The sequence below is a fragment of the Mycoplana sp. BE70 genome (genome assembly GCF_031455855.1).
GTDB lineage: Bacteria > Pseudomonadota > Alphaproteobacteria > Rhizobiales > Rhizobiaceae > Mycoplana.
On record NZ_JAVDTM010000015.1, the window covers coordinates 16,804 to 37,591 of the forward strand.

General features: G+C 58.0%; 22 protein-coding genes and 2 pseudogenes. 10 read left to right on the plus strand and 14 right to left on the minus strand.

Going from position 1 to position 20,788, the window contains the following annotated elements:
- Positions 1-45: 45 nt before the first annotated feature.
- On the minus strand, positions 46-351 hold the full coding sequence (locus tag J2Y48_RS22360; protein ID WP_310422821.1) for a hypothetical protein: 306 nt from the start codon (positions 349-351) through the stop codon (positions 46-48).
- A 216-nt stretch (positions 352-567) separates the two neighbouring features.
- On the opposite strand from J2Y48_RS22360, the gene J2Y48_RS22365 reads away from it, so the two are divergent.
- On the plus strand, positions 568-1,014 hold the full coding sequence (locus tag J2Y48_RS22365; RefSeq protein WP_310422824.1) for a hypothetical protein: 447 nt from the start codon (positions 568-570) through the stop codon (positions 1,012-1,014).
- Positions 1,015-1,471: 457 nt separating this feature from the next.
- Here J2Y48_RS22365 and J2Y48_RS22370 read toward each other — a convergent pair whose 3' ends face one another.
- Both J2Y48_RS22370 and J2Y48_RS22375 read right to left on the minus strand, forming a co-directional pair.
- Positions 1,472-1,687, minus strand: coding sequence for a hypothetical protein (locus J2Y48_RS22370; RefSeq protein ID WP_310422828.1), 216 nt, complete (start codon positions 1,685-1,687; stop codon positions 1,472-1,474).
- Positions 1,684-1,854: a hypothetical protein gene (locus J2Y48_RS22375; protein WP_310422831.1), complete on the minus strand. Its 171-nt coding sequence runs from the start codon at positions 1,852-1,854 to the stop codon at positions 1,684-1,686. Before J2Y48_RS22375 ends, J2Y48_RS22370 begins: the two co-directional genes overlap by 4 nt.
- 153 nt (positions 1,855-2,007) lie before the next feature.
- Between J2Y48_RS22375 and J2Y48_RS22380 the strand changes: the two genes are divergently transcribed.
- Positions 2,008-3,309: an alpha/beta fold hydrolase gene (locus J2Y48_RS22380; protein WP_310422834.1), complete on the plus strand. Its 1,302-nt coding sequence runs from the start codon at positions 2,008-2,010 to the stop codon at positions 3,307-3,309.
- A gap of 38 nt (positions 3,310-3,347) precedes the next feature.
- On the opposite strand, the gene J2Y48_RS22385 is transcribed toward J2Y48_RS22380, so the two are convergent.
- The 3 genes from J2Y48_RS22385 to J2Y48_RS22395 form a co-directional block, all read right to left on the minus strand.
- Positions 3,348-3,578, minus strand: coding sequence for a hypothetical protein (locus J2Y48_RS22385; RefSeq protein ID WP_310422837.1), 231 nt, complete (start codon positions 3,576-3,578; stop codon positions 3,348-3,350).
- A gap of 80 nt (positions 3,579-3,658) precedes the next feature.
- Positions 3,659-3,922 (minus strand): hypothetical protein, encoded by a 264-nt coding sequence (locus tag J2Y48_RS22390; RefSeq protein ID WP_310422841.1) that lies wholly within the window; start codon positions 3,920-3,922, stop codon positions 3,659-3,661.
- Between the two features lie 328 nt (positions 3,923-4,250).
- Entirely contained in the window at positions 4,251-4,574 is a 324-nt protein-coding gene (locus J2Y48_RS22395; RefSeq protein ID WP_310423172.1) for a hypothetical protein, read from the minus strand.
- A gap of 239 nt (positions 4,575-4,813) precedes the next feature.
- Between J2Y48_RS22395 and J2Y48_RS22405 the strand changes: the two genes are divergently transcribed.
- Positions 4,814-4,984, plus strand: coding sequence for a hypothetical protein (locus J2Y48_RS22405; RefSeq protein ID WP_310423175.1), 171 nt, complete (start codon positions 4,814-4,816; stop codon positions 4,982-4,984).
- 401 nt (positions 4,985-5,385) lie between these two features.
- Here the strand turns inward: J2Y48_RS22405 and J2Y48_RS22410 are convergent, their stop codons facing one another.
- Genes J2Y48_RS22410 through J2Y48_RS22420 form a run of 3 tightly spaced genes read right to left on the minus strand, consistent with a single transcriptional unit; the run spans position 5,386 to position 5,959 of the window.
- Entirely contained in the window at positions 5,386-5,532 is a 147-nt protein-coding gene (locus tag J2Y48_RS22410) for a hypothetical protein (RefSeq protein ID WP_310422844.1), read from the minus strand.
- Between the two features lie 14 nt (positions 5,533-5,546).
- A complete protein-coding gene (locus J2Y48_RS22415) occupies positions 5,547-5,726 on the minus strand; it encodes a hypothetical protein (protein WP_310422847.1) in 180 nt (59 codons plus the stop codon).
- Positions 5,723-5,959, minus strand: coding sequence for a hypothetical protein (locus J2Y48_RS22420; protein WP_310422849.1), 237 nt, complete (start codon positions 5,957-5,959; stop codon positions 5,723-5,725). The genes J2Y48_RS22415 and J2Y48_RS22420 overlap by 4 nt, the downstream gene beginning before the upstream one ends.
- 269 nt (positions 5,960-6,228) lie before the next feature.
- Between J2Y48_RS22420 and J2Y48_RS22425 the strand changes: the two genes are divergently transcribed.
- Positions 6,229-6,354: a hypothetical protein gene (locus J2Y48_RS22425; protein WP_310422852.1), complete on the plus strand. Its 126-nt coding sequence runs from the start codon at positions 6,229-6,231 to the stop codon at positions 6,352-6,354.
- Positions 6,332-6,499, plus strand: a pseudogene (locus J2Y48_RS22430) (30S ribosomal protein S21); the annotation flags it as partial. The gene J2Y48_RS22425 and the pseudogene J2Y48_RS22430, both read left to right, overlap by 23 nt.
- Positions 6,500-6,620: 121 nt before the next feature.
- Here the strand turns inward: J2Y48_RS22430 and J2Y48_RS22435 are convergent.
- Positions 6,621-6,881, minus strand: coding sequence for a hypothetical protein (locus tag J2Y48_RS22435; RefSeq protein ID WP_310423152.1), 261 nt, complete (start codon positions 6,879-6,881; stop codon positions 6,621-6,623).
- A 1,360-nt stretch (positions 6,882-8,241) separates the two neighbouring features.
- On the opposite strand from J2Y48_RS22435, the gene J2Y48_RS22440 reads away from it, so the two are divergent.
- Together J2Y48_RS22440 and J2Y48_RS22445 are read left to right on the plus strand one after the other, a co-directional pair.
- Positions 8,242-9,042: an EAL domain-containing protein gene (locus J2Y48_RS22440; RefSeq protein ID WP_310422855.1), complete on the plus strand. Its 801-nt coding sequence runs from the start codon at positions 8,242-8,244 to the stop codon at positions 9,040-9,042.
- Between the two features lie 48 nt (positions 9,043-9,090).
- A pseudogene (locus tag J2Y48_RS22445) lies at positions 9,091-9,270 on the plus strand (type I methionyl aminopeptidase); the annotation flags it as partial.
- 125 nt (positions 9,271-9,395) lie between these two features.
- Here J2Y48_RS22445 and J2Y48_RS22450 read toward each other — a convergent pair.
- From J2Y48_RS22450 to J2Y48_RS22465, 4 genes are all read right to left on the minus strand, one after another.
- Positions 9,396-11,018, minus strand: a complete 1,623-nt coding sequence (locus J2Y48_RS22450; protein ID WP_310422859.1) for a calcium-binding protein — start codon at positions 11,016-11,018, stop codon at positions 9,396-9,398.
- A 371-nt stretch (positions 11,019-11,389) separates the two neighbouring features.
- Complete coding sequence (locus tag J2Y48_RS22455) at positions 11,390-12,469, minus strand: response regulator (protein WP_310422862.1); 1,080 nt, start codon at positions 12,467-12,469, stop codon at positions 11,390-11,392.
- On the minus strand, positions 12,466-14,247 hold the full coding sequence (locus J2Y48_RS22460) for an ATP-binding protein (protein ID WP_310422865.1): 1,782 nt from the start codon (positions 14,245-14,247) through the stop codon (positions 12,466-12,468). The genes J2Y48_RS22455 and J2Y48_RS22460 overlap by 4 nt, the downstream gene beginning before the upstream one ends.
- Positions 14,244-14,777 (minus strand): molybdopterin-dependent oxidoreductase, encoded by a 534-nt coding sequence (locus tag J2Y48_RS22465; RefSeq protein ID WP_310422868.1) that lies wholly within the window; start codon positions 14,775-14,777, stop codon positions 14,244-14,246. The genes J2Y48_RS22460 and J2Y48_RS22465 overlap by 4 nt, the downstream gene beginning before the upstream one ends.
- Before the next feature lie 137 nt (positions 14,778-14,914).
- Between J2Y48_RS22465 and J2Y48_RS22470 the strand changes: the two genes are divergently transcribed.
- The 3 genes from J2Y48_RS22470 to J2Y48_RS22480 all read left to right on the plus strand — a co-directional run bounded on the left by J2Y48_RS22470 (position 14,915) and on the right by J2Y48_RS22480 (position 20,645).
- Entirely contained in the window at positions 14,915-15,310 is a 396-nt protein-coding gene (locus J2Y48_RS22470) for a hypothetical protein (protein WP_310422871.1), read from the plus strand.
- Positions 15,301-15,846 carry a hypothetical protein gene (locus J2Y48_RS22475; RefSeq protein WP_310422874.1) on the plus strand — a complete coding sequence of 182 codons (546 nt, stop codon included), beginning with the start codon at positions 15,301-15,303 and terminating at the stop codon, positions 15,844-15,846. Before J2Y48_RS22470 ends, J2Y48_RS22475 begins: the two co-directional genes overlap by 10 nt.
- A 407-nt stretch (positions 15,847-16,253) precedes the next feature.
- On the plus strand, positions 16,254-20,645 hold the full coding sequence (locus J2Y48_RS22480; RefSeq protein WP_310422878.1) for an autotransporter domain-containing protein: 4,392 nt from the start codon (positions 16,254-16,256) through the stop codon (positions 20,643-20,645).
- The last annotated feature ends 143 nt before the right edge of the window (positions 20,646-20,788 follow it).

Genomic DNA, 20,788 nt, shown 5'->3' on the forward strand with positions numbered 1-20,788 from the left:
CGGTAGCGTCCGCCGTTGCTAGACACAAGCCATCCATGCCGCCAGCTACTTGGTTGGCCTGACGAGTGTAATGACCCTCGGCTTGGACGGCGCATCTAGCCATTCGATCCATTTATCTCGTTCTTCGATCGTGTCGAAGAACCGCCAGAGCCGGTACTCCTCTTCGGTGGTCTCCAGCATCTCTCCGATGGATACGAGTTCCAGGGGTAGCGTCACCTCGTTACCGTCGAAGCGAACGAGATACACGCCATCGGTGGCGAGACGAATGATCTGGCCAGTGCCATAGGTGCCGTCCGCGGCGTCGAGCGTGAAGTACATGCCTGTCAGAGTGTCGAGGATTTTGTCGTTCATAGGTTTCGGTTTTCAGTACGAGATGCGACAGCGTGGAGTAAGCGCGCGCCGAAGGGGTGACGGGCAGATTTATCCGTAAGCCTTTAGGCAGGCAAGTATCCGACCTCCGTCAGCAATGGTGGGGCTTAGCTGCAGCCGCAAAACGGCTTCATTGACAACTGATTTTCCGAGTCGGATATTTTCTCCGAGGGGGTAACCAGCAAGGAGGATTATTCGATGTACCGCATCGTTTTACTATCTTCATTTGCGCTGTTGGCCGCAACTACCTTCGCTCCGCCCGCATCGGCATTGACGATGAAAGAGTGCAGCACCAAGTACCAGGCGGCCAAGACCGACGGTTCCGCCAAGAATATGAAATGGAATGACTATCGCGCCAAGTTCTGTGGCGCCGACGCGGCGGCAGAGGATGCCGCGGACGACAAGGCAGTCGCAGCGACCAGTGACAAAGAGCCTGCAAAAGCTACTATGAAGGCTCCCAAGGGCGTGGTTTTCCCAAAATCGATCGATATGAAGTACGCCAGTGAGCCCCCGTCGAAGGGCCGGCTGCATACCTGCGTCGACAGCTACCATAAAAACAAGGACGACGGCACTTTAGGCGACCTGAAGTGGATCCAAAAAGGTGGTGGCTTCTGGAGTCTCTGCAACACATCTCTTAAGGGGTGAGCCAGCGAGCCTTGTTCCTAACCAAGCATAGCCAACCCCGTCGCCAGTCTGTCACCCGGAGGCGGGGTTTCGTTCGTCCACCAGCCGAAAGGAACCGGCATGCGAATGGGTTGCTATTTCCTCCCGCCACTGCTGTCCCGACGGTCGAGGAGTGACGCAAACAGCGGCACAAGTATCTCGTGCATCGGCACACCGCGAGGTTCCCCAGATGGGGTGGAGGTGCGTTGTGATCGGCCTTCGCCTCCTAGTAGCTGAGAGCGACAATCACGATGGCCATCGGAATCCCGACTGAGACGAGGCTGGCCGTGATCATCGTGGCCAGCCGCCAGAGTGATCGCGATTCGCCCGCGTCTCATTCCACTGATACATGCCGTCCTCCCGATTGCTACCCATGGAAGCATTCGAGCGCCGATGCGTCGAGTCAGCGCCAGCGGTGGGAAAGTTGCCCCGATCGCGTTCACCCTTCGCCGACATATTTACCGGGCAATGTTGTGCGCCAACCCCTGGCGAAGCCGTGCCCCATCGCTATCGCGGCAATCTTCAACTTCTCCTCAATCGCGTCCCGTTCGGCGAGGAGCGTGCGGATTGCCTCGAGAGCGTCGCCATTATGCAGGGCAAGGATAGCGGCCGCCTCGTCCTGGGGCGGTTGTTCTTCTGCGAGGGCGGCGTTCATTGGAGGGGCAGCCGCAGTTGCGTGCCCTTGCGCAGAACGTAAACCGGCGGCGGAGCTTCGGTCTGCTTCTGCATTTCCTGCCGGCGAGCATGGATGCGTTCGCGCAATGCACGGGAGGCGGCGACTTCCGCGAGAGCTTTGGCGATGACTGTATCGGTGTTGCTCACAATAAGAACTCCGTTTTGTTCCCTATATGTTCTCACTCCGAGTGCAATGAGTCAAGGCTGCGAGATCGCCTCACGGCCGGCTCACACATGCAAAGGAAAATAAATCGAGCGCCTTCTTCGTTCTACTTTTACTGCATAGAGCGAGGAAAGTGCATGCTACGAGTAGTTGTCTTGATGGTGGCTTCGTTCCTGTCGTTCGTTTCGACGGCAGAAGCCAAGGAACTGGCGCGCCGCCCTTTTTTGGGCATTGCGATGAAGACCGAAACCGGGTCCAGTGGGCCTTCAGTTCGCGTGGATCGTGTGATCGAAAACTCCAGTGCGGCTGCCGCCGACTTGAGGCCTGACGATGTGGTAGTCTCGATCGACGGCAAGGAAATCAGCGCGCAGGAAGACGTGATTGCGGCGATAAAGCCCAAACGCGCTGGCTATGTTCTCAACATCGACCTGTTGCGTGACGGAAATCCGATTTCAAAAAAAGTCCCCTTGATTGGTCTGCCACAAGAGACGTCGAGCGACTTCGAGACGATATATGAGGCTGTGGCAGTAGACGGCACCATGCGGCGTACGATCACGACGCGTCCGCCAAAGACGGCAAAGCATCCTGCGATTTTGTTCGTTGGGGGCATCGGCTGTTACAGCATGGAGTCGCCGCTCGATGACCAGGAGGTCTACCGTCAGTTGCTTTCCTCGCTGACGCGACAGGGCTTTGTTACGATGCGGGTCGAGAAAAGCGGGATGGGCGACAGTGAGGGGCCGCCGTGTGCGACGGTCGATCTTGATGCAGAAACAGGTGGATACATCGCCGGCCTGAACGAATTGAAGCGCAAGCCATATGTCGACCCTGACGCGGTCTTTATCGTCGGGCACAGCATTGGAGGCATCGTTGGTCCTCTCGTAGCAAAACAAGTCCCAGTCAGAGGAATTGTCGCAATGGAGACCGTCGGGACGACATGGTTCGAATACGAGTTGATCAACCGTAGACGCCAATTGCGACTTGCGGGAACTGCACCCGAGGTGCTGGGACGTCAGATGCAACTCAAGCAATGGTGCATGCATCGGCTCTTGATCGAGCGGCAAGCGAGGGAGGAAATCCTCCGGTTGCGTCCCCAATGTGAAGAGGACATGCAAATCCCCACTGCTGATGCCTATCTACAGCAGATCGCCGCGCTGGACTTGCCAGCTCTATGGGCGAGCTTGAAGGTCGACACACTACTCGTCTACGGCAGTGCAGACTATCTCACCAGCGCGGATGAGCATGTTGCGATTGCCGAGGTGGTCAATGCGGCTAGGTCAATCTCCGCATCCTTCATCGAGATCCCGGACCTTGACCACTATATGACGCGCGTCGCAAGCCAGCGGGAGAGCTTTGACCGGAACCGCTCTGAACGTGCGGCAGCCTTTCATGACGGCTTAGGGCCGACGATCGGAGCCTGGCTGCGGGACCGTTTGGGGTGAGTTGTTGGACGATAACAAGGTCAGATGGCTAGGGCGGGCTACTCCTGCGACTCCAGAAGCCGCAATCCAGCATCGTTGATCCTTGTTCCTAGCGACTCTAGCTCCAGTTCGACCGCGATCTCTTCGGCCTTAGGTGGAACTTGGTCGGCAAGGCCAAGGGACTCCAGGCGCTCAGCCACCACCGTCGGGACGACATGAATGCGACCGTCCGCTATGCGCTTGAGCCATCGGACTTCTTCCAGGCTCAGCTCTTCGAGCGTGTCAGCCATTTGTGCCTCCCGTTGCTTGCAAGCAACAACGGGCGAGCGGTGTGACGGTTCCCGGCGCCGGCCGGATCGAGAGGGTGGCGTTATTCTTGGGAGGGAGACCGGCCGGCTCGTTGAACCGACCGGCTGATCTCCGCAAGCGTCCCGAAGGCAATGGCGAAAATGACCGTATAGAATCCACGATCGATAATCTTTCCGGAACCGGTTGCTCCCGGCGCATAGCGTTTGAGTGCCAAGTCATATGGGCCGAACGCCTCGGTGGCGATACCGTAACCGAGAAAGAGCTGAAGAGCGCCACCTATTAGCGCGAGCCAGGCAACCACGCTGGCAACTTTTGTGAAAAACATGGCCCTCCATGCGACATCCCATCGAGTTCCTGAGCCCATGCTCGTTAAAAGCTCATCGGTTGTCCAGTCGCGGTCTGTGCAGCTTCGCCGTTATCCCCACCAAGCCCGGAAGGCCGTCCCGTTGAGCAGCGACGCTGCGAACATCGAGAAGACGGTCTCCAGTGAAGACGCTTCAGGAGACTTGACTATGGCGGGTGCATTTGCCCCTATGCCCGGATTGCGAGTGGGGGAGAACGATGCATCTGGCAATTGCTTTGGTCGTTTGTTTGATGCCTTTTTCAGTTGATTTGCCGAGCGATGGGTATGTGATGACGGTTGGCAAGTGCAACTATTGTGGATGCCGGGGCGGGCCCGGCTGGCGCATTAAAAAGACAGGCCAGTGCGCCAGCAAAAAGAACCTCGCCAAACAGTGCGGCATGCCTCCGAGCGAACGTTTATGCACAAGGGAAAGTTGATCCTGGTCGGCGCGTCGCTGCTCGCATGCGTCGGCTCCGCTCTTGCTGTAGAGCCGATCATTGGTCGCGCCACGGTCATCGACGGCGACACGATCGAGATCGCTGGCGAGCGGATCAGATTCAATGGGATCGATGCCCCTGAGAGTTGGCAGGTGTGCGAGGACGCCGCCGGCAATCCGTATCGATGCGGTCAACATGCGGCCACAGCCCTTGAGAAATTCCTTGCAGCGTCACGTCCGACGTCGGTGCGAACACGTCGAGCGCGATCGATACCGCCGTTTTGTCGGCTATCGTGGCCGCACAGGACGCAAAGCCCGGAGTGTGGCAGGGTCGCTTTGATAAGCCGTGTGAGGCCAGAGCGAGGAAGGCAGGACGAAAGCCAAGGGTCCTTGGGATTTGGCACCGCAAAGTCACTGGGGCGGCAGGAGAGAGGGGCATGCAGCCGAAGAACATCGACCACATCGCAAGAACGCTTGCGGAACTGATTAAGCTTGCAGAAGAGGAAACGAAAGAGAGCTCGCGTTCGGCCATGCTGGTCTATCTGCTTTCGTTGGCGATGGCTGAAGCTGATGACCTTAAGCGCGCTTCCCCCGGAAGGTGCCTCTGAGTAGTGGCCTGGCGCCGACAAAAGGAAGCCCGCCGGAGCGGGCGAGTTAGCCTTGGGAGGACGCGCGTACTCTCTACGTCCCGCGCCTGAAGTTAGAGTGCGCTCATAGGATGAAAAACTTGTAAAAACGGGCGAGGTAAAAATGCCCCGCACGGTGGCGGGGCAAGGAGCGTCACGCTTGGCTCACGGTGACGCGGGGAAGCTGGGAGTAACCAGCTGCCTCATCTACGACTTTGGTCTAATGCCTGGGAAGGTCTGATTCCGCGATTTCGGTACGGTTGATCAGAAAAAGAAACCCGCCGAAGCGGGTGCTAGTTACCTTCTAGGAATCGCGTCCCTTTAGTTGTTGCGTCTGACGGATCCGGCGGAACAAACTAAGGCGGGCAGTGGCTGAAGTTACGTCAGCCGATCAGCGCCCAAAAGACCGTTCCGAACCCCACGATGAGGACTGCAATCACCGAGAGCATTCGGGCCATGCCTTCATTGGTGTTCGAATTCTCGCCCACGATCAGGTAGTAGAGCGATCCGCGCTCGTGGCCGTTTTCCAAGACATCTCTCCACTTCAGGCTTCGTTCTGGCTCAAGCCGTCCGGATCGGGGTCGCGGATCATTAAATAGCCGCTCTCCTCCAACCACTCCCTGATGATGAGCGCGATCGCGTACTCGCGCTTCCACTTGAAGTCACCGCACGCTTGAGCAAGCGCATCCTCTACGTCCTGATCGAGGAGGAGCCCAACGGTCATGGAATGACTGCTCTCAGCTGGGATTCGAGCAGTTCGCACGCGGCGTCAAAGACGCCACTACTATCATCGCCTTGGCCCTGTTCGAGCATCGTCAGCGCTTGCTTGTAGATTTGGCACTCAGATTGCTCGTCGATCGCATCAATGTGCCGCAGGTGAAGGATCAAAGATGAGACGGTTGCCGCAGCTGACAGGGCGACCGCGCCAGCGGAAAGGATGGCATCATCATCCGGCATCGTGCTTCCTCTTATGCAATCTGTGAAGCGCGCCCTGTTGAAGGGCACCCACGCGTCGCGTGCAAACTGTCACGTTGTTGCAGGGAGTCAAGTCGTGCTTTTCGGTAGATTCGGAGCGAAAGTCCGCTGCTCTAGTAGCGTGATCGTAGCTTTTCTTGCAGACGCGATTCTGCGATTTTGGTGTGGGATCTCACGCGTTCTGCGGAGTAAGCACTCAGTTTCTCGGCTTGCTTTCTCGAGGTCCGCAGATACGGCGGATTTTCCGTGCCGTGGCCTGGGATGCGAAATACTTCGAGATGGCCGCGCTCCGCCTCGGTCCGGCGGCTCTCTATGAAATAGCGCTCGCCGAAGTCACTGCCGGAACGATCCTCAATGCGGGCGCGGAGCGCCTATGAGAAACCCTCCGAAAAACGTGCACGCGAAAAGGCAGAGGCCATCCGTCGCTCTCGCAAGTTGGCCCGAAAGAAAATGGAGCGCGAAGGGCTATTGCCAGTGCCAAAGAAGAAGGTCGCCAGTCGCGGCCCCGGCAGAACACGCTAGCTGCCCGGATGTTCGCGCGCGCATGAAGCAAGCAGCGGCTGCTTATTGTCGAATGAGGCCGGTTAAGCCAGCAGGTAGACGACCGACTGTCTCGACGCCCTCTGGGAGCGTGGAGCGACCATCAATGTACAGACGGCTCATCGTCCTCCAAAAACGATCGGATCCCGTCTCGGGCAACAGTTGCCAAAAACTCGTCGAATGCCTCCCGGTCGGTCGCGAATGGCTCTTCCCACTCAATGACATCTTTGTCTTGGGTGATCACCTCCATCCGCCAATCGTGGTTCGTGCCGGCCGGACGAAAAATGTCGACCAACACGGTGATGCCGTCTTCGGTGAATTCGCCGGAGAGTTCCGAATGTTCGTGTTTGGTCTTCTTAGACATTAGCGTTTCCCGTAGTCCCAATCGATGCGCTTGATTCGGCGCGCCTTCGTCAGTTACGACCCATTGCCGCATACTGAGCGTTTTTGCTCGCTTCTTCGAGGGCGCCCTGCTTGGCGAGCTGTTCCGTCTGTTCCGTGTGATCGCCCGCATTGGGAACGACATCCGTGGTTGTGCAATCCGGGTGGTCCAGCATGAATCGAGATACGTTTTGCTGCTTACCAAGCAAATCCGAGCGCGGTTGGCTTTCCCGGTGACGCTTTCTTGGTCTCCACCAAACGCGCATATTCTCTTCGCCGTCTGGTCTGCAACGTTGAAGCCCGCCATGATATCAAAATACCCATCGTAGAGGCGTCGCACCAGCGGAACCGGCCTTCCATCGTGCAGCGGATCAATGCGCGGGAAACCCTTCTTCCCGAGCTTCATCCACATGGCAGCTCGATCCTTGCCACGATAGCGAGCGCGAGTTCTTTGTCAGTGGCGAGCAGGAGGAGATTGTCGACGAGACTAGGCAAATCGTCATCGCTCGCGCGCAACACTACTCCCGTGCCTGTGGCTACGGCGCCATTGTCGAGGAAAGTTATGGCGGCTTGCTCGAGGCGGCGCGGATGTCTCTACCTGATCTGAATGATATTCGACCGACACGACCGAAAGCGCACCTGTTACAGTTGGCTCGTTTTCGAGCAGCCTTCGCGACGGCTCCCCCTGCGTTTACAGAGGGTGCCGGCGGATTGACCATGCTAGCACCGCCCGGACAGTCAGCTGGGTGGGACCATGCGAACAAGACTATCCCGATTTCGAAACAGGCCACGCGACATTGCCGAAGGCAACCTTGCGTGCCTCATCGTGTTACGTGCGGTTGTGGGGATTATAAGCCTCACTGGGCTTGCAGCTTGTCAAAGCACTCCCTCGAGTTTCGACGATGCTGTCTTTTCCGACGAGACCCGTGCCCTGGAAAAGCAGCTCAATGCGGAAGCTGCCGCTGTCGGAACGGCGCAGGCGGTCATGAGCATGCCGGCGGCGTGGGACCCCACGGGAGCCGCCAGTCTGGTGACCACACCTGCGGGCCTTGCCATGCGAGAAGCTCAGCGCAGGCAGGCCGACGCCAGAATGGAAGCCCAACTCGCGAAGGATCAGGCAGCATTCTACCGTAAATATGGATTGGATCCCGACGGGAGACCCACGGGGCGCAAAGGTCCATTGTCAGTGGAATAGCGAGTGGCCTTGAAGCGCCGAGTGTTGATTTCATTCAGCACCATTCCTGAGGAGTGATCAGGCTCGACTGACGTGAGAATACACAGAAGCCGTTCGCCACGCACTGGCGATCCGAAAGAGCGAGCTTGGCGAGGCAGTTGGGATTAATATGCTCGAAGAACATCACCGAGAGTGCAAGTTTACCATAGCATTTCAACCGATTGTTGACCTCGCAGCCGGAACAAGACCTTATGCTTATGAAGCTCTGGTTCGCGGTCTGAATGGCGAAGCTGCCTCGACGATCTTGGCTGAGGTGCGCGCTTCGGATATCCAGGCATTCGACGCCGAGTGTCGTAAGCGAGCCGTGCAGCTGGCGCAGCGCCTCAATCTGTCTGCTTGCTTGAGCGTGAACATTTCATCAGAAACCGTCGGTCACGCCTGCCATGGACTACTCTCGACGCTAGATGATGCCCGCTGCAGCGGGTTTGCCGAGGAGAAGCTCGTCTTTGAGATTTCCGAGCGCAAGGCGATTGACAACATATGCGGTGCGAAAGAGCAAATCATTGCGTGCAAAAGGCGGGGTGCACGGATCGCTTATGACGACTTTGGTGTGGGCTACAGTTGCATTGCCGCACTTCTGGAGTTCATGCCGGATATCCTGAAGGTCGACATGAGCCTGATCCGAGGCATCGAGTCGGACAACCGGCGGCGGTCCATTATGTCAGCCATTCATGACGTCTGCAGCCGACTGCATACGGTGGTGATCGCCGAGGGTATTGAAACAAGGCAAGAAATGGACGCACTGAGAGACCTTGGTATAAATCTGATGCAAGGTTACTACTTTGCGCGCCCTACTATCGAATGTCTTCCCTTGTCAGTCGTCATTGCTGACGGACCCGGAGGAAATAGAACCACTGGTTTTGAGCGCCGCCGGCGCGGCATCGGAAGCTTAAGAAGCGATTTCGAATGAATACGAATGGATCGTTGCGAGTTCCCTGACTCCCAGCGGGCTGCCCTTGAGCCAGGGACGCGACCGGGGCCAGAACTCTGCTATTGCTTTCCAGACGCAACCTGCATCAGCGTTAACGAGGAAATCGCCCACGGGAATCGCGATAGTCGATGGATTGAATCAGGCGATCTGGTCGACATCAACTTATCGGTAGAAAAAGACGGGATCTTCGCCGTCACGGCCGATTCACAGACGAGATCATGCATGGCGTTCTCGCCCCTGGTCACTCGCCCGCCGCTGTTTCGGCCTTCGAAGATTTGGACCTGAGCTGCTGATCTCCATATCGGCCAGCGGCTTCGTTTGGGAGACCCAGGTCAAAGGATGAAGTCCGACTTACTCATCGCTAGGTTGAGGTCGAGCGTGATCGAGAAATCGGCCTTTCCATCGCCGTTCACATCGCCCTGGATGAACGTGTTGCCCGACTTGATCTCATAGCGCAGTTCACCGGCCTTCTTGTGGAAAGTCTCCTTGCCAATGAAGGTAAAGGCTTGGTCGCCGCCGGCCTTCGCGCTGGCGTCGATCGCCTTGAGGTCGATCTTGTCCTTCTGGGCGCGACTGAAATCGTAGATCGTATCGCGACCGGACGAGGCGACTGTGGAATCGGCTATCGATGTGAAGACGAAGGTATCGGCGCCCAGCCCGCCATAGAGCTTGTCTGCGCCGACGCCGCCATAAATCGTGTCGTTGCCGGCCTCGCCTTTCAGCGTGTTGTTGCCGCTAGACCCTTTCATGACATTGGCAAGGGTATTGCCAGTGCCGCTGAGGTTTCCCGTTCCCGTCAGCGTCAGATTTTCGATGTTCGCCCCAAGGGTGTAGCTGACCGAAGCCTTGATGAAATCGATGCCTTCATCCGCCTTCTCCACCACGGCGTCGCCGCGGTTGTCGACGACATAGGTGTCGTTGCCCTTCCCACCCTGCATCTTGTCCGCGCCAGCCTTGCCGTCGAGCACGTTGTCGGCGGTGTTGCCGATGAGAACGTTGGCCAAATTGTTGCCGGTACCGTTGATCTTTGTCGTGCCGGTCAACGTCAGTCTTTCGACATTTGCCGCGAGGGTAAAGCTGACCGAAGCCAGTACGAGGTCAGTGCCTTCGCTGGCGTTCTCGATCACCTTGTCGCCGGCATTGACGACGACGAACGTATCGTTGCCCGCTCCGCCATATAGGAAATCCCGGTCTGCCCCGCCATCAAGCATGTCGTTGCCGCTGCCGCCATAGAGCTTGTCGGCGCCAGCTTCACCGTAAAACCTGTCATTGTCGCTTCCGCCGCGGATCTCGTCGTTTCCTTCTCCGCCATAGACTTCGCCCGATAGCCTTCCATTCGTGCCATCGTAAACGTCCATTCCGCCGCCGAGATAGATGTTGCCGATCATGTGGCCGGTATTCGTGACCAGATCCTTCGCTATGGTCGGCAATCCGTCATAGGAGGCAACTTTTCCGGAAATGGTTCCACTGTTGACGAGTGAAATGATGCCATTGACACTGGCTTGATTGGGTCTGGTCACGCCAAAACTCTTGCCCGCGATCGTGCCGGAGTTTGTGATCGTTGATGTGGTATCTCCGTAGGAGTACATCATCACGCCTACGTTCGACGTCCACACATCGCCGGCGTTGATCAGTTGGTTTTCTCGTCCTTCCATCCAAATACCGGTTGAGGCGAATTCGTAGCCCCTCACAACGCCGCTTGCCGCGATGCTCACGATGTTCCCAAAATCTTCCTGCGCATCACCCAGCTTGATTACGATTCTCGGACCAAGCACGGTGCCGGCGACGTCGACCCTATGCTGGCTGCCCGTGCCGACGATCGTTAGGTCGAGTCCATTCGTGTCATCAGTTCGAGCGACCGTGATGTCACGGCCGATGTAAAGATCGTCCTCGTTTGCAAGAGTGATGCGAACACCTGTACCGATCGAATCGGAAGTGAGAACCTGGAATGCCATGTGTGCTATCCTTGTTTGTAGGGTCTAGAGTCTCTGACGTTTGGATGCTTGTAATCGGCGACTGACTACCTGTGGCAGAAGTGCCTCGATGGCGTAATTCTGTTACAAGCCATCGAGTGGTTCGGGCATTGCACCTGTGGGGCGAAATGGCTCAGCTCGCGCTCGCATGTCGAGCGTCATCGCTAGCCTCGCGGTTGCCGCGGGATCCCGCGTCGCGCGATAGCCGCGACCACTCGCAATCTTTCGGCAATTTTGCGTCGTCTGCTAAACCGGCCCATTCTGTTCGCATCGTCGCACCCAATTCACTTGTCCGAGGCGGTGCTACCATGGCTAATCTGCAGCCGCCCCCCTGTAATACAGGGGGCTGAACTCTAATTGCTGAGCGAAAGCGGAACCGTCGCCCTTATGAGCAAGGCGACGAGGTCGGTTTGTCGATGCGTGTGGGTCTTTTGAAACAGATTCTGCAGATGGAACGTTATAGTCGACGGCTTGACGCCGAACTCCTCTCCGATTTCCTCAAGTCGCTTTCCCGCCACCAGAGCGGCGGCCAGCTTTGCCTCCGCCGCAGTACATCCGAAAAGAGGCGCCAAGACTTCGGGGGAAATATAGGGTTGCTTGTCCGGATCCACCACAAAGACGATTGCATGTGGGGAATTGCAATCGGGAAGACGGATTGACGAGAGCTGCAGGACGAGAGGGTGGCCTTCCTCCCTCTCGACAGCTATCGTGTGGCTGTTTCCGGCCTCTTGTAGAACGGCAGCAAGAACCGATTTGAGCGGCTGCGAAGTTTTTGCGGCGCGGGCGTACAGGCGCGTTGCGGTCAAGGAAAGGCCATCGCCTTCACTGATCAAATGACGTCCCGCTTCATTGGTCATACGGACTTCGCCGGTTTCATCGAGAAGAAATATGCCGATCGAAACGTGGTCCAGAGCCGCAGCGAGGGCCGCCAGTGTGATCTCGCCCTCCCTGACGGCTTGCTCGATTAGCTGTTGCTGTTCGCGTTGCAGATCTGCCAGAAGCGACAGGCGAATCCGGTCCACGAGGCGAAGTCGTGACTTGATTGTGGCGAGCAAGTCGTCGAAGTCTACGGGCTTTACCAGATAATCATCAGCGCCAGCATTCTTGCCGTTCAAGACCTCGACCCTGTCGGCCAATGCCGTCAGAAATACGAAAGGCACCTCGGCAAGGTCGGGGCGATCGGCCCTCAGCCTCGCCATCAGCTCGTAACCGCCAAGCTCCGGCATGGTGATATCGCACAAAATCAGATCCGGGCGCGCCGCTTCGAGCTCGAGTAGTGCTTCCCGTCCGTTTCCGGCTTCGATCACGCGATAGCCCGCCGACACCAGCTCTTCGACAATGTCAGAGCGAAGATCGGTTTCGTCTTCGACGCAGAGGATAGTTTTCTGGCGACCGGATTCGAAATCCGACGTGGCAAATTGATCCGCATTCATGCCGCGAGTACTTCCTCTCTGGGTATGGTGAGAACAAAGGTTGAGCCGCCGCCCTCACGCGCGAAGGCGTCCACATCACCCCCATGCATGCGAGCGATGGAGCGCGCGACATGTAGGCCTATGCCCGTCCCCTCGACGCCCACGGCGGTTTGAGCCCGGAAAAATCGTTCGAATAACCTGTCGCGTTCCTCGTCGGGAATGCCGACGCCCCGGTCGCTGACCCGTACGCGAACTCGCAGGTGATCCACCTCCGCGACGATATCGATCGGATGGGGCGGTGATGAATATTTGACGGCGTTGGAAAGCAGGTTGGCAATCACCTGGTCGATCAAGAGCGCATCGCAAGGTGTCCATGCAGGCAATTGCTCCAGTTCGATGCGGAATGTTCGGTTGGGGGATGCTTCCTTCTGGCGCTCACAGGCTTCAACGATGAGCTTCGCAAGGTCGCAACGGCGAATGTCGACATCGATCTGTCCGGCATCGACTTTGGCGGCATTCAACGTGCTCGACACAAGGCGTGTAAGTCGCAGCACCGCTGCGCGGATTTTGCCCGCACGCTCGTGGATTTCCCCCTCTGTCATATGTTTGCCTCGACGGATTATTCTCTGGGCGCTGGCATCGATGATCGACAAAGGTGTTCGGAATTGATGCGACACCATCGATACGAAGCCTTTGTAGAGCTCCCGCAGACCAGTCTCTCTCGCCAGGGATTCTTCAAGATCGCGTGTGCGCTCTGCGACGAGGCTCTCGAGTTGGTCGCGGTGTTTGACAAGCTCAAGCTGGACGCCGTGCGCGTCCGTAACGTCACGAAAGAAGAGTATTCCGCCGACAATCACATCTCCCGACCTGATGGGGTACGTGAACTTCTCGATGTAGCGAGTGCCGCTGGGTATCGCATGCGCCGGCACGTGAAGGCTCTGGCCCGCAAGGGTCTGGCGCATCAGCTTCATGACCGTGTGGTCATCGGCAAATGAGTAAGCGCTTTGAATGTGTTGCCCGACGATGTTGCCCCCGCCGGGGATAGGGAACATCGCACTCATGGAGGTATTCCAGTGGGTGCAGCGGAGGTCTTGATCGAAGGCCGCAACACCGTCTCCACTTGACTCCAGCAGGAGGCGCGAAAAATCGCGGTCGCGCCTGAGCGCACGTTCGGCAAGGGCCACCGAGCGGAGGCTCGCCACCAGACGCATGACGATGAAAATCCCAAAACCGAAAATCAGAAGTACGGCGATACTCGCCTCAAACAGAACAGCCCTGTATCTGTCGCGCTCAGCTGCTCCGCTGTTGCGCTCCGCAATCATGATATCATTGGCCGCGTTGCTGAACATGGCAGCATCACTCAACAGGTTGTCGAGTACAGTTCGTGGAATAGGGGATTTGGACGTCGTTGCGGTTTTCAGAGCCTGTTCGAAACTTTTCAAGTGTGTAGTAGCGGTCTGCAGGGGCACGCTTCCCAAGTTGCGGGCGATCACTTCTCCCAGCATCCCCTCGGAGAGAAGGGCAAGCCGGCTGAGAGCCATGTCGAGCCGAAGCTGAAGTTGGTCGACGTCATCCTCGTTCCGATTGCCGCGGTTCCAGGCCTCACCGGCCAACGCGAGACGGTGATCCTCGTAGTGAACCTGAGAAATCAGCCAAAGGACGTTTTCGCCAACGGAATTTGCTAGGTCTTTTTCGGCCTGCATCAGCCGGTGGAGTGCCAAGCTCAATAGCACAGCGCAGGCGGCGATTACTGCTACGGTTAGCGCCGTTACTGTTCGCTTGCTGACCATGATGCTCATCGAACCTCTAATCTGTTGAGCTGCCATACCCATCTGGAGTCATATCGCTCGTCCCGGACTTCGGCGATACTGTCGCGCGGATAAACGATCCAGAGCGGACCCTTGTCGCGTCGGGATAATCGCTTTCCGTCCAGCCGCATGGCAAGCAGCACGCCGAATTCGTCTGCATCCGAGAGGGGAAACGCGATCCTGTAGCCGTTGATGGCTTCGGCGAAGAGCGTGTCGCCGCTCGCTCCGACTGCAGCCAGCAGGTCCCTCAGGAGAACCCCATCGAAACGGGCAATCCCATCGGTCCAGGGTGTACGGGTTTCTATTCTGTGTTGCGGCAACCTTAAGAGCATACCCTCATCGAGAAGGGCGGCTCCATCGCCGTTTTTCTTATCTATCAATCCCGTCACTGTAAGCACAACCGCCCCAGTTGGGCGCGGGAATTCTTTCGAGAATGCGGATTGTGCAGTGAACAGGACGAGCGTCGCTGCCAGCGCTGCTAAGGACTGCAAGCAGAATATGCGGCTAACCGCGCGTTTCATTCGAAATATCTTTCATAATCAAGGCACATTGAACCTCCTGTGATGTAGGCCCCCGCTTATTTCTGCGCCCCCTATGAACCAACGGGGCGAGCCTCGATTTCTTGCTCTACTTGGGAAGGGCAAGTTTCGTGCCGCGCTTGTCGAAGCGCATCTGTTGGGCACAGTTCAGTCAATTAGAAGTATCAGGAAAAATCATGAAGTTCGTAGTTATCGGGCTGCTTTGTCTTGCTGTTGGGGGATGCAGTCAAACCTCTTCAGGGTCGGGGACCGCGGTCCCGACACGCGAAAAATCTGCGGCGGTCACGGCTGGAATGCAGAAGCCGAAGCCAAAGAGGAAAACCTGCGAGGAGGCCATACAAGCGCAATCAAACGCGGCGATGCTGGGTGGTGCGCTCGGAATGGTCGGAAGCTTCGGTGGCTTCGGCGGGCGTGGCGGCATGGTCGCCAGCCAGGCTGCATCGACGGCGGGCACCATGGTCGCCACGAGCCAGTCGGCCAAGGTGCAATCGGGGGGCATGCAAGAATGCTACTGAGGAGCAAAGCTGGACGTGGGGCGGCGGTGACAGGCTCGGGTGTGCGTGGCTTTGGGAAGGTGATCTCGCTGCTGTTGATGGCAGGAATGGTATCGTACGCTTCGCCGGCCGCCGCGCTTGATAGTCAAGAGGCCGAGCGAGTCGTGACCATACTGGAAAATCTTGTCACGGAAACCGGTGGCAGCGTCTTTTACGACGAGGAGGCCGCGGAGGAGTGGTTTCAGATCGACGACGAGACATCGCGCTTGATCCCCGCCGCAGGCTTCACCCGTACCGCCTGGAAAACGGCATTCGACCAGACGATGACCGGCTTTATTGCATCCATCCCGCAGGCCGAGATGGAGCAGATGATGGAGGATTTCATGGACAAGATCGGGGAGGTTGCGAAGATGACCCCTCAGCAGAAGGAGGAAGCGATGGCGCTGCTGCGCGCCGAGAAGAGGAATTTCGACGGTATCCGCGCACGGGGCGCGGAGTATCGGGAGTTCGTTAGCTCGTATATTCCTCGCCTGAGAAATATTACGTTTCGGCGGTAGAAGTAGTTTCGATCCCGTCATTCGGCGGGTCAAAAGCCCGGCAGAAGAAACATTCTTTCCGGCAACAAGCTGTTCATCTCAACGAGCACAACACGAGAATTCGATAGGGCGGGAGATATGGTCTCCCGCCCTCTTTGTTTCTGCACACGATTCTAGCGCCTTGTGCGAAAGAATTTTTGCCACCCCTCTGACCATATGGGGTCGCCTGGATATCCGCCTGCTACGCCGTTCGAAATTCGAACGGAGTTTGCAGGCGATGCGGATCAGGAACACGCAATCGGAGGCGAGGCCCCCGACCAAAAGGGCCGTTGACGGGGCGGATTCGAAGCGCGGCAGGCAGCTTGGAGCACCGCCCGCGCCTCGATCAGCCCAAGCTTACTGAACATCAAGCACCTGAGAGTAGCACCATGGTTTTCACCAGTCCCACGACGAGTTCTATTGTACTCAACCGCAAAGGCCGTCTTCTCTGCGCCACCGCGCTCATGAGCGTCCTGCTTCCGCTTGCGGTCGCGAATGCGCAGGAGGCGAACTATCGTTACACGGACAGCGGCTCCTACACTGACGACATTGTGATCAATACGCGGGTTAATATGTCCAGTTCGGCGGGAACGATCGCGACCTATGCCGGTAATCTCAATTTTGCTGCGGCCAATGCGTTTCTGGATCTGGGGCAAGGCGCACCCAACTACGGCACGATCATTTTCAATCCGGCGAGCATTACGGGAATCCAGACGTCTCCGGGATCCTATAGTGGGATTTTGAGAATTTGGAACGGACGAGTGCAGTTTGGCGAAGTCTCGGCGGCGCGCGATTATTTCATGCGAGATGGAACGAGTGTTTCAGTGCTCGGCGAGGGTATTCTGGATCTGGCGGGTGTGGACCTGAACCTTAAAAGTATCGGCATCCACGGCAACACTGCTCGGGTTCAAAACGACGCGACGGGGACCATGGCCACCTTCAGCGTGGTAACGGGCTTGTCGCAAGGGGGGCTTCGCGACGGGGCTGGTACGTTGCGGCTCCGCAAGACAGGAAGTGGATCGCTCCTCCTTGGGGGGGTAAGCGACTATTCCGGCGGCACGGAGATCGCGTATGGGACTGTGGAGCTCAATACCGCTACTGGTATTGGTTCCGGGACCATCGAATTCAACTCAAGCGGCACCGCAGCTGCCGAATTGCGATTCGGGGCTGACGGGTTGAGATTAACCAACGACGTTCTCATCTCGGGTACGGCAGGCGCAATGCTTACCGTCAACACCGGACACTCCGTCGACCTGGGCGGGGCGATTGCCGGCTCCGGTCCGTTTATAAAATACGGTAACGGCACCCTTGCTCTGACGGGAAGGAATAGCTTTACCGGTGACACCGACGTCCAGTATGGCACATTGGTACTCGATAGCGGCGATGCTATCGCCGACACCAATCTGGTGCGGATCAGCCACAACGGCACGTTGCGTCTGGCTCAGAGTGAGACGATCAACCGCCTCGAGGGTACCGCTGGGTCTGTTGTTCTCGATGAGGGAACCATCCTTTCCGTCGGTGCCTTCAATGGTAATTCGCGCGTCGCCAGTATGATCAGTGGGGCTGGCGGGCTCCGCAAGCAGGGCAGTGGGACGCTCGAGCTGCTCGCCAACAACTCCTACGTTGGCGAAACCGTAGTCGAAGGCGGCCGGGTTCTGGCGGGTCGAGACCGTGCGTTCGGTCTTGGTGGACAGGTGACCTTCAGACGAGCTTCGGAAGACCGCAGCACCCTGCAATTGTCGAACAGTGTCACTATTGCCCAAAATATGCTGCTCGATGACAGCTTCAATCTCGACAATAACGATTTCAGCACCCTGTCCGGTATCATAGCCGGCCACAACCATCTCATCCACAAGGTCGGCCAGGGTACGGTGAGCCTCACCGGCGAAAGCCTCGATGCGCCGGGTGCCGTCGTCCGTGCAGGAGGACTGTCGTTCGATGGCCGCTACAGCGGCAATGTTGAGGCGGCCTTCGGCGGCACCGTCACCGGATCCGGCCGTATTGAAGGCGATGTCGTCATCGCGGATGGCGGGCGACTCTATGGACAGTTTGACCGCACGCTGACCATGGGAAGCCTTACGCTCGGCGAGAATTCCGATATCCATATCCTGGTCGATGCGCCGGGCACTTCGGCCTTCTTCGAGGTCGAAGGCGACCTTGTGCTCGATGGCCGGCTCACGATTGACGATGGTGTCGGCGTCAATTTCGGTCAGGGGATCTACCGGCTGTTCAACTACGGTGGCACGTTGACAAACAACGGGTTGGATGTCGTCGGGGTGCCGGACGACAGCCGATACGACATTGGCGATATCGAGATACAGACAGCCATCGACAAGCAGGTGAATATCCTAGTGGGAGGTGATCCCGGTCCCGGTCCCGATCCGCGTCCTGACATGCAGTTCTGGGACGGTGCCAACACCACGGCTGACGGATCGATTGCCGGTGGAAACGGCGTCTGGCGCAACGGATCAACCAATTGGACAACCGCGAACGGCGAGGCCAACCATGACTGGGGCAGCCGCTTCGCGATCTTCCAGGGGGGCCCGGGGACGATCACCGTCAGGGGCGCAGACGGCGCGGTTTCAGTCACTGGAATGCAGTTCGCCGTCGATGGCTACCATATCGAGGGCGATGCCATCACGCTCGCGGCGGCGGAAACCGTCATCCGTGTCGGCGACGGCTCGCAGGCCGGGGCGAATTACGTCGCAACGATTGCTTCCAAGTTGCGCGGCGACGGCGCACTGATCAAGGACGATCTCGGCACTCTGGTTCTCACCGGCAACAGCAGCTATCGCGGGGACACGATCGTGCGGGCTGGTACGCTCGTGGGCGACACCCGGAGTATTCGCAACAATATCGGGAACAACGGCCATGTGGTGTTCAATCAGGATGGTGACGCCGTCTTCGCGGGCAGCATATACGGTCGGGGAGCCATGGAAAAGTCAGGATTGGGGACACTTACCCTTGCCGGACGCAACGATCTCGACTGGACGATTAGTCAAGGTGGGCTGGCGTCTAGAACAGATCTGTTCGGCGGCGACGTCTCGATTGCTGCGAACAGCTTTATGCGGTTTCAGCACGATGAGAGCGGCACATATCGTGGCACGATCTCAGGTGAGGGTGAATTCCAAGTCGCTGTTGGCAACGGAAATTTGCTTCGTCTAACGGGAGACAGCTCGGCATTTGGTGGCGGGACGTCCGTGACCAGCGGCGGCCTGATGGTCGATGGCAGGCTCGGCGGCGACATTAATATGGACGATGGAACCGTACTTGCGGGTGTCGGGACGATGAGTGGCTCCGTCAACATCAATACTGGCGCAACCATTGCGCCGGGAAATTCGATCGGCACTCTCACTATCGCGGGCAATATTCACTTCCGAGAGGGATCGGCCTATGAGGTTGAGGTCAATCGAGAAGGCCAATCGGATCTAGTTGACGTCTCAGGCTCGGCATACCTCGATGGCGGGGCCGTTCGGGTAATTGCTGGCACAGGCAATTATACATCCGCAACCCGCTATACGATCCTGACGGCAGACGGCGGCGTCAACGGCACATACACGGACGGCGTTGCGTCGAATCTCGCCTTCCTCGATCCTTCGCTCAGCTACGACGACAACAACGTCTATCTGACGATGACCCGTAACAGCGTTGCTTTTGATAATGTCGGCGTCACCCGCAACCAGGTCGCTACTGGCGGCGGTGTCGAGAGCCTGGGCGAAGGCAACGCAGTCTACGATGCCGTCCTGAACCTGTCGGCCGAGCAAGCGCGCTATGCCTTCGATCAGCTTTCAGGAGAACTTCACGCCTCTGCGAAGACGGCCTTGATCGAGGACAGCCGCTTCGTCCGCAATGCCGTCAACGACCGTCTCCGCGCGGCCTACGACGGTGTGGGAGCGTCTGGCGCAGCGATCACGTATGAAAACGGTGTGCCTCAGCCGGTTGCAGCCAATACTGATCGCTTCGCGCTGTGGAGCCAGGGCTTCGGCTCCTGGGGCCATACGAATGGCGACGGCAATGCCGCGCCACTCAATCGCAAGACCGGCGGCTTCTTCCTCGGTGCAGACGCCCCGGTGTTCGATACCTGGCGCTTCGGCGCGGCCGCGGGCTACAGCCACACCAGCTTCGATGCGAAGGATCGGCATTCTTCCGGTTCGAGCGATAGCTACCATCTCGGCCTCTATAGCGGCACGGCCTGGGGCGATCTCGCCTTCCGCACTGGCGCGGCCTATACGTGGCATGACATCTCGACCTCACGGAATGTGGCTTTCCCCGGTTTCACAGATAGCCTCAAGGGCGACTACAACGCCGGCACCGCGCAGGTCTTCGGCGAACTGGCCTATGGCTTCAGTATGGGTGCAGCACGTTTCGAGCCGTTTGCCAATCTTGCCTATGTGAACCTGCATACGGACAGTTTCCGCGAGGCGGGCGGTGCAGCGGCGCTCACCAGCGCCTCTGCCAACACCGATACGACCTTCACGACCCTCGGCCTACGTGCCTCGACGAGCTTCGATCTGAGCGGTGCTTCGGTTACCGCCAGGGGCACGCTCGGTTGGCGTCATGCCTTTGACGATGTGATGCCAACCTCCACCATGCGCTTCGCTGGCGCCGACAATACCTTCGCCATCGCCGGCGTACCGGTCGCGCGTGACGCTGCCGTCGTGGAAGCCGGTTTCGACCTCGCGCTGACGGCGAACACCGCGCTCGGCGTCACCTATGGTGGCCAGTTCGGCTCGGAGGCTATCGATCAGTCCTTCAAGGCCAACTTCAACGCGAAGTTCTAACTGGCCTTCCGGTAACCAGGATATGCTGGGTGATGCCTGTCCAGGCGTTACCCAGCATTCGAACTGCCATGAAGGGAGTGTGTTCCATGGCAAGTTTATCCGGCTCTCATCAAGACGTCGCCGAAGCCCGTCTGACGCCGATG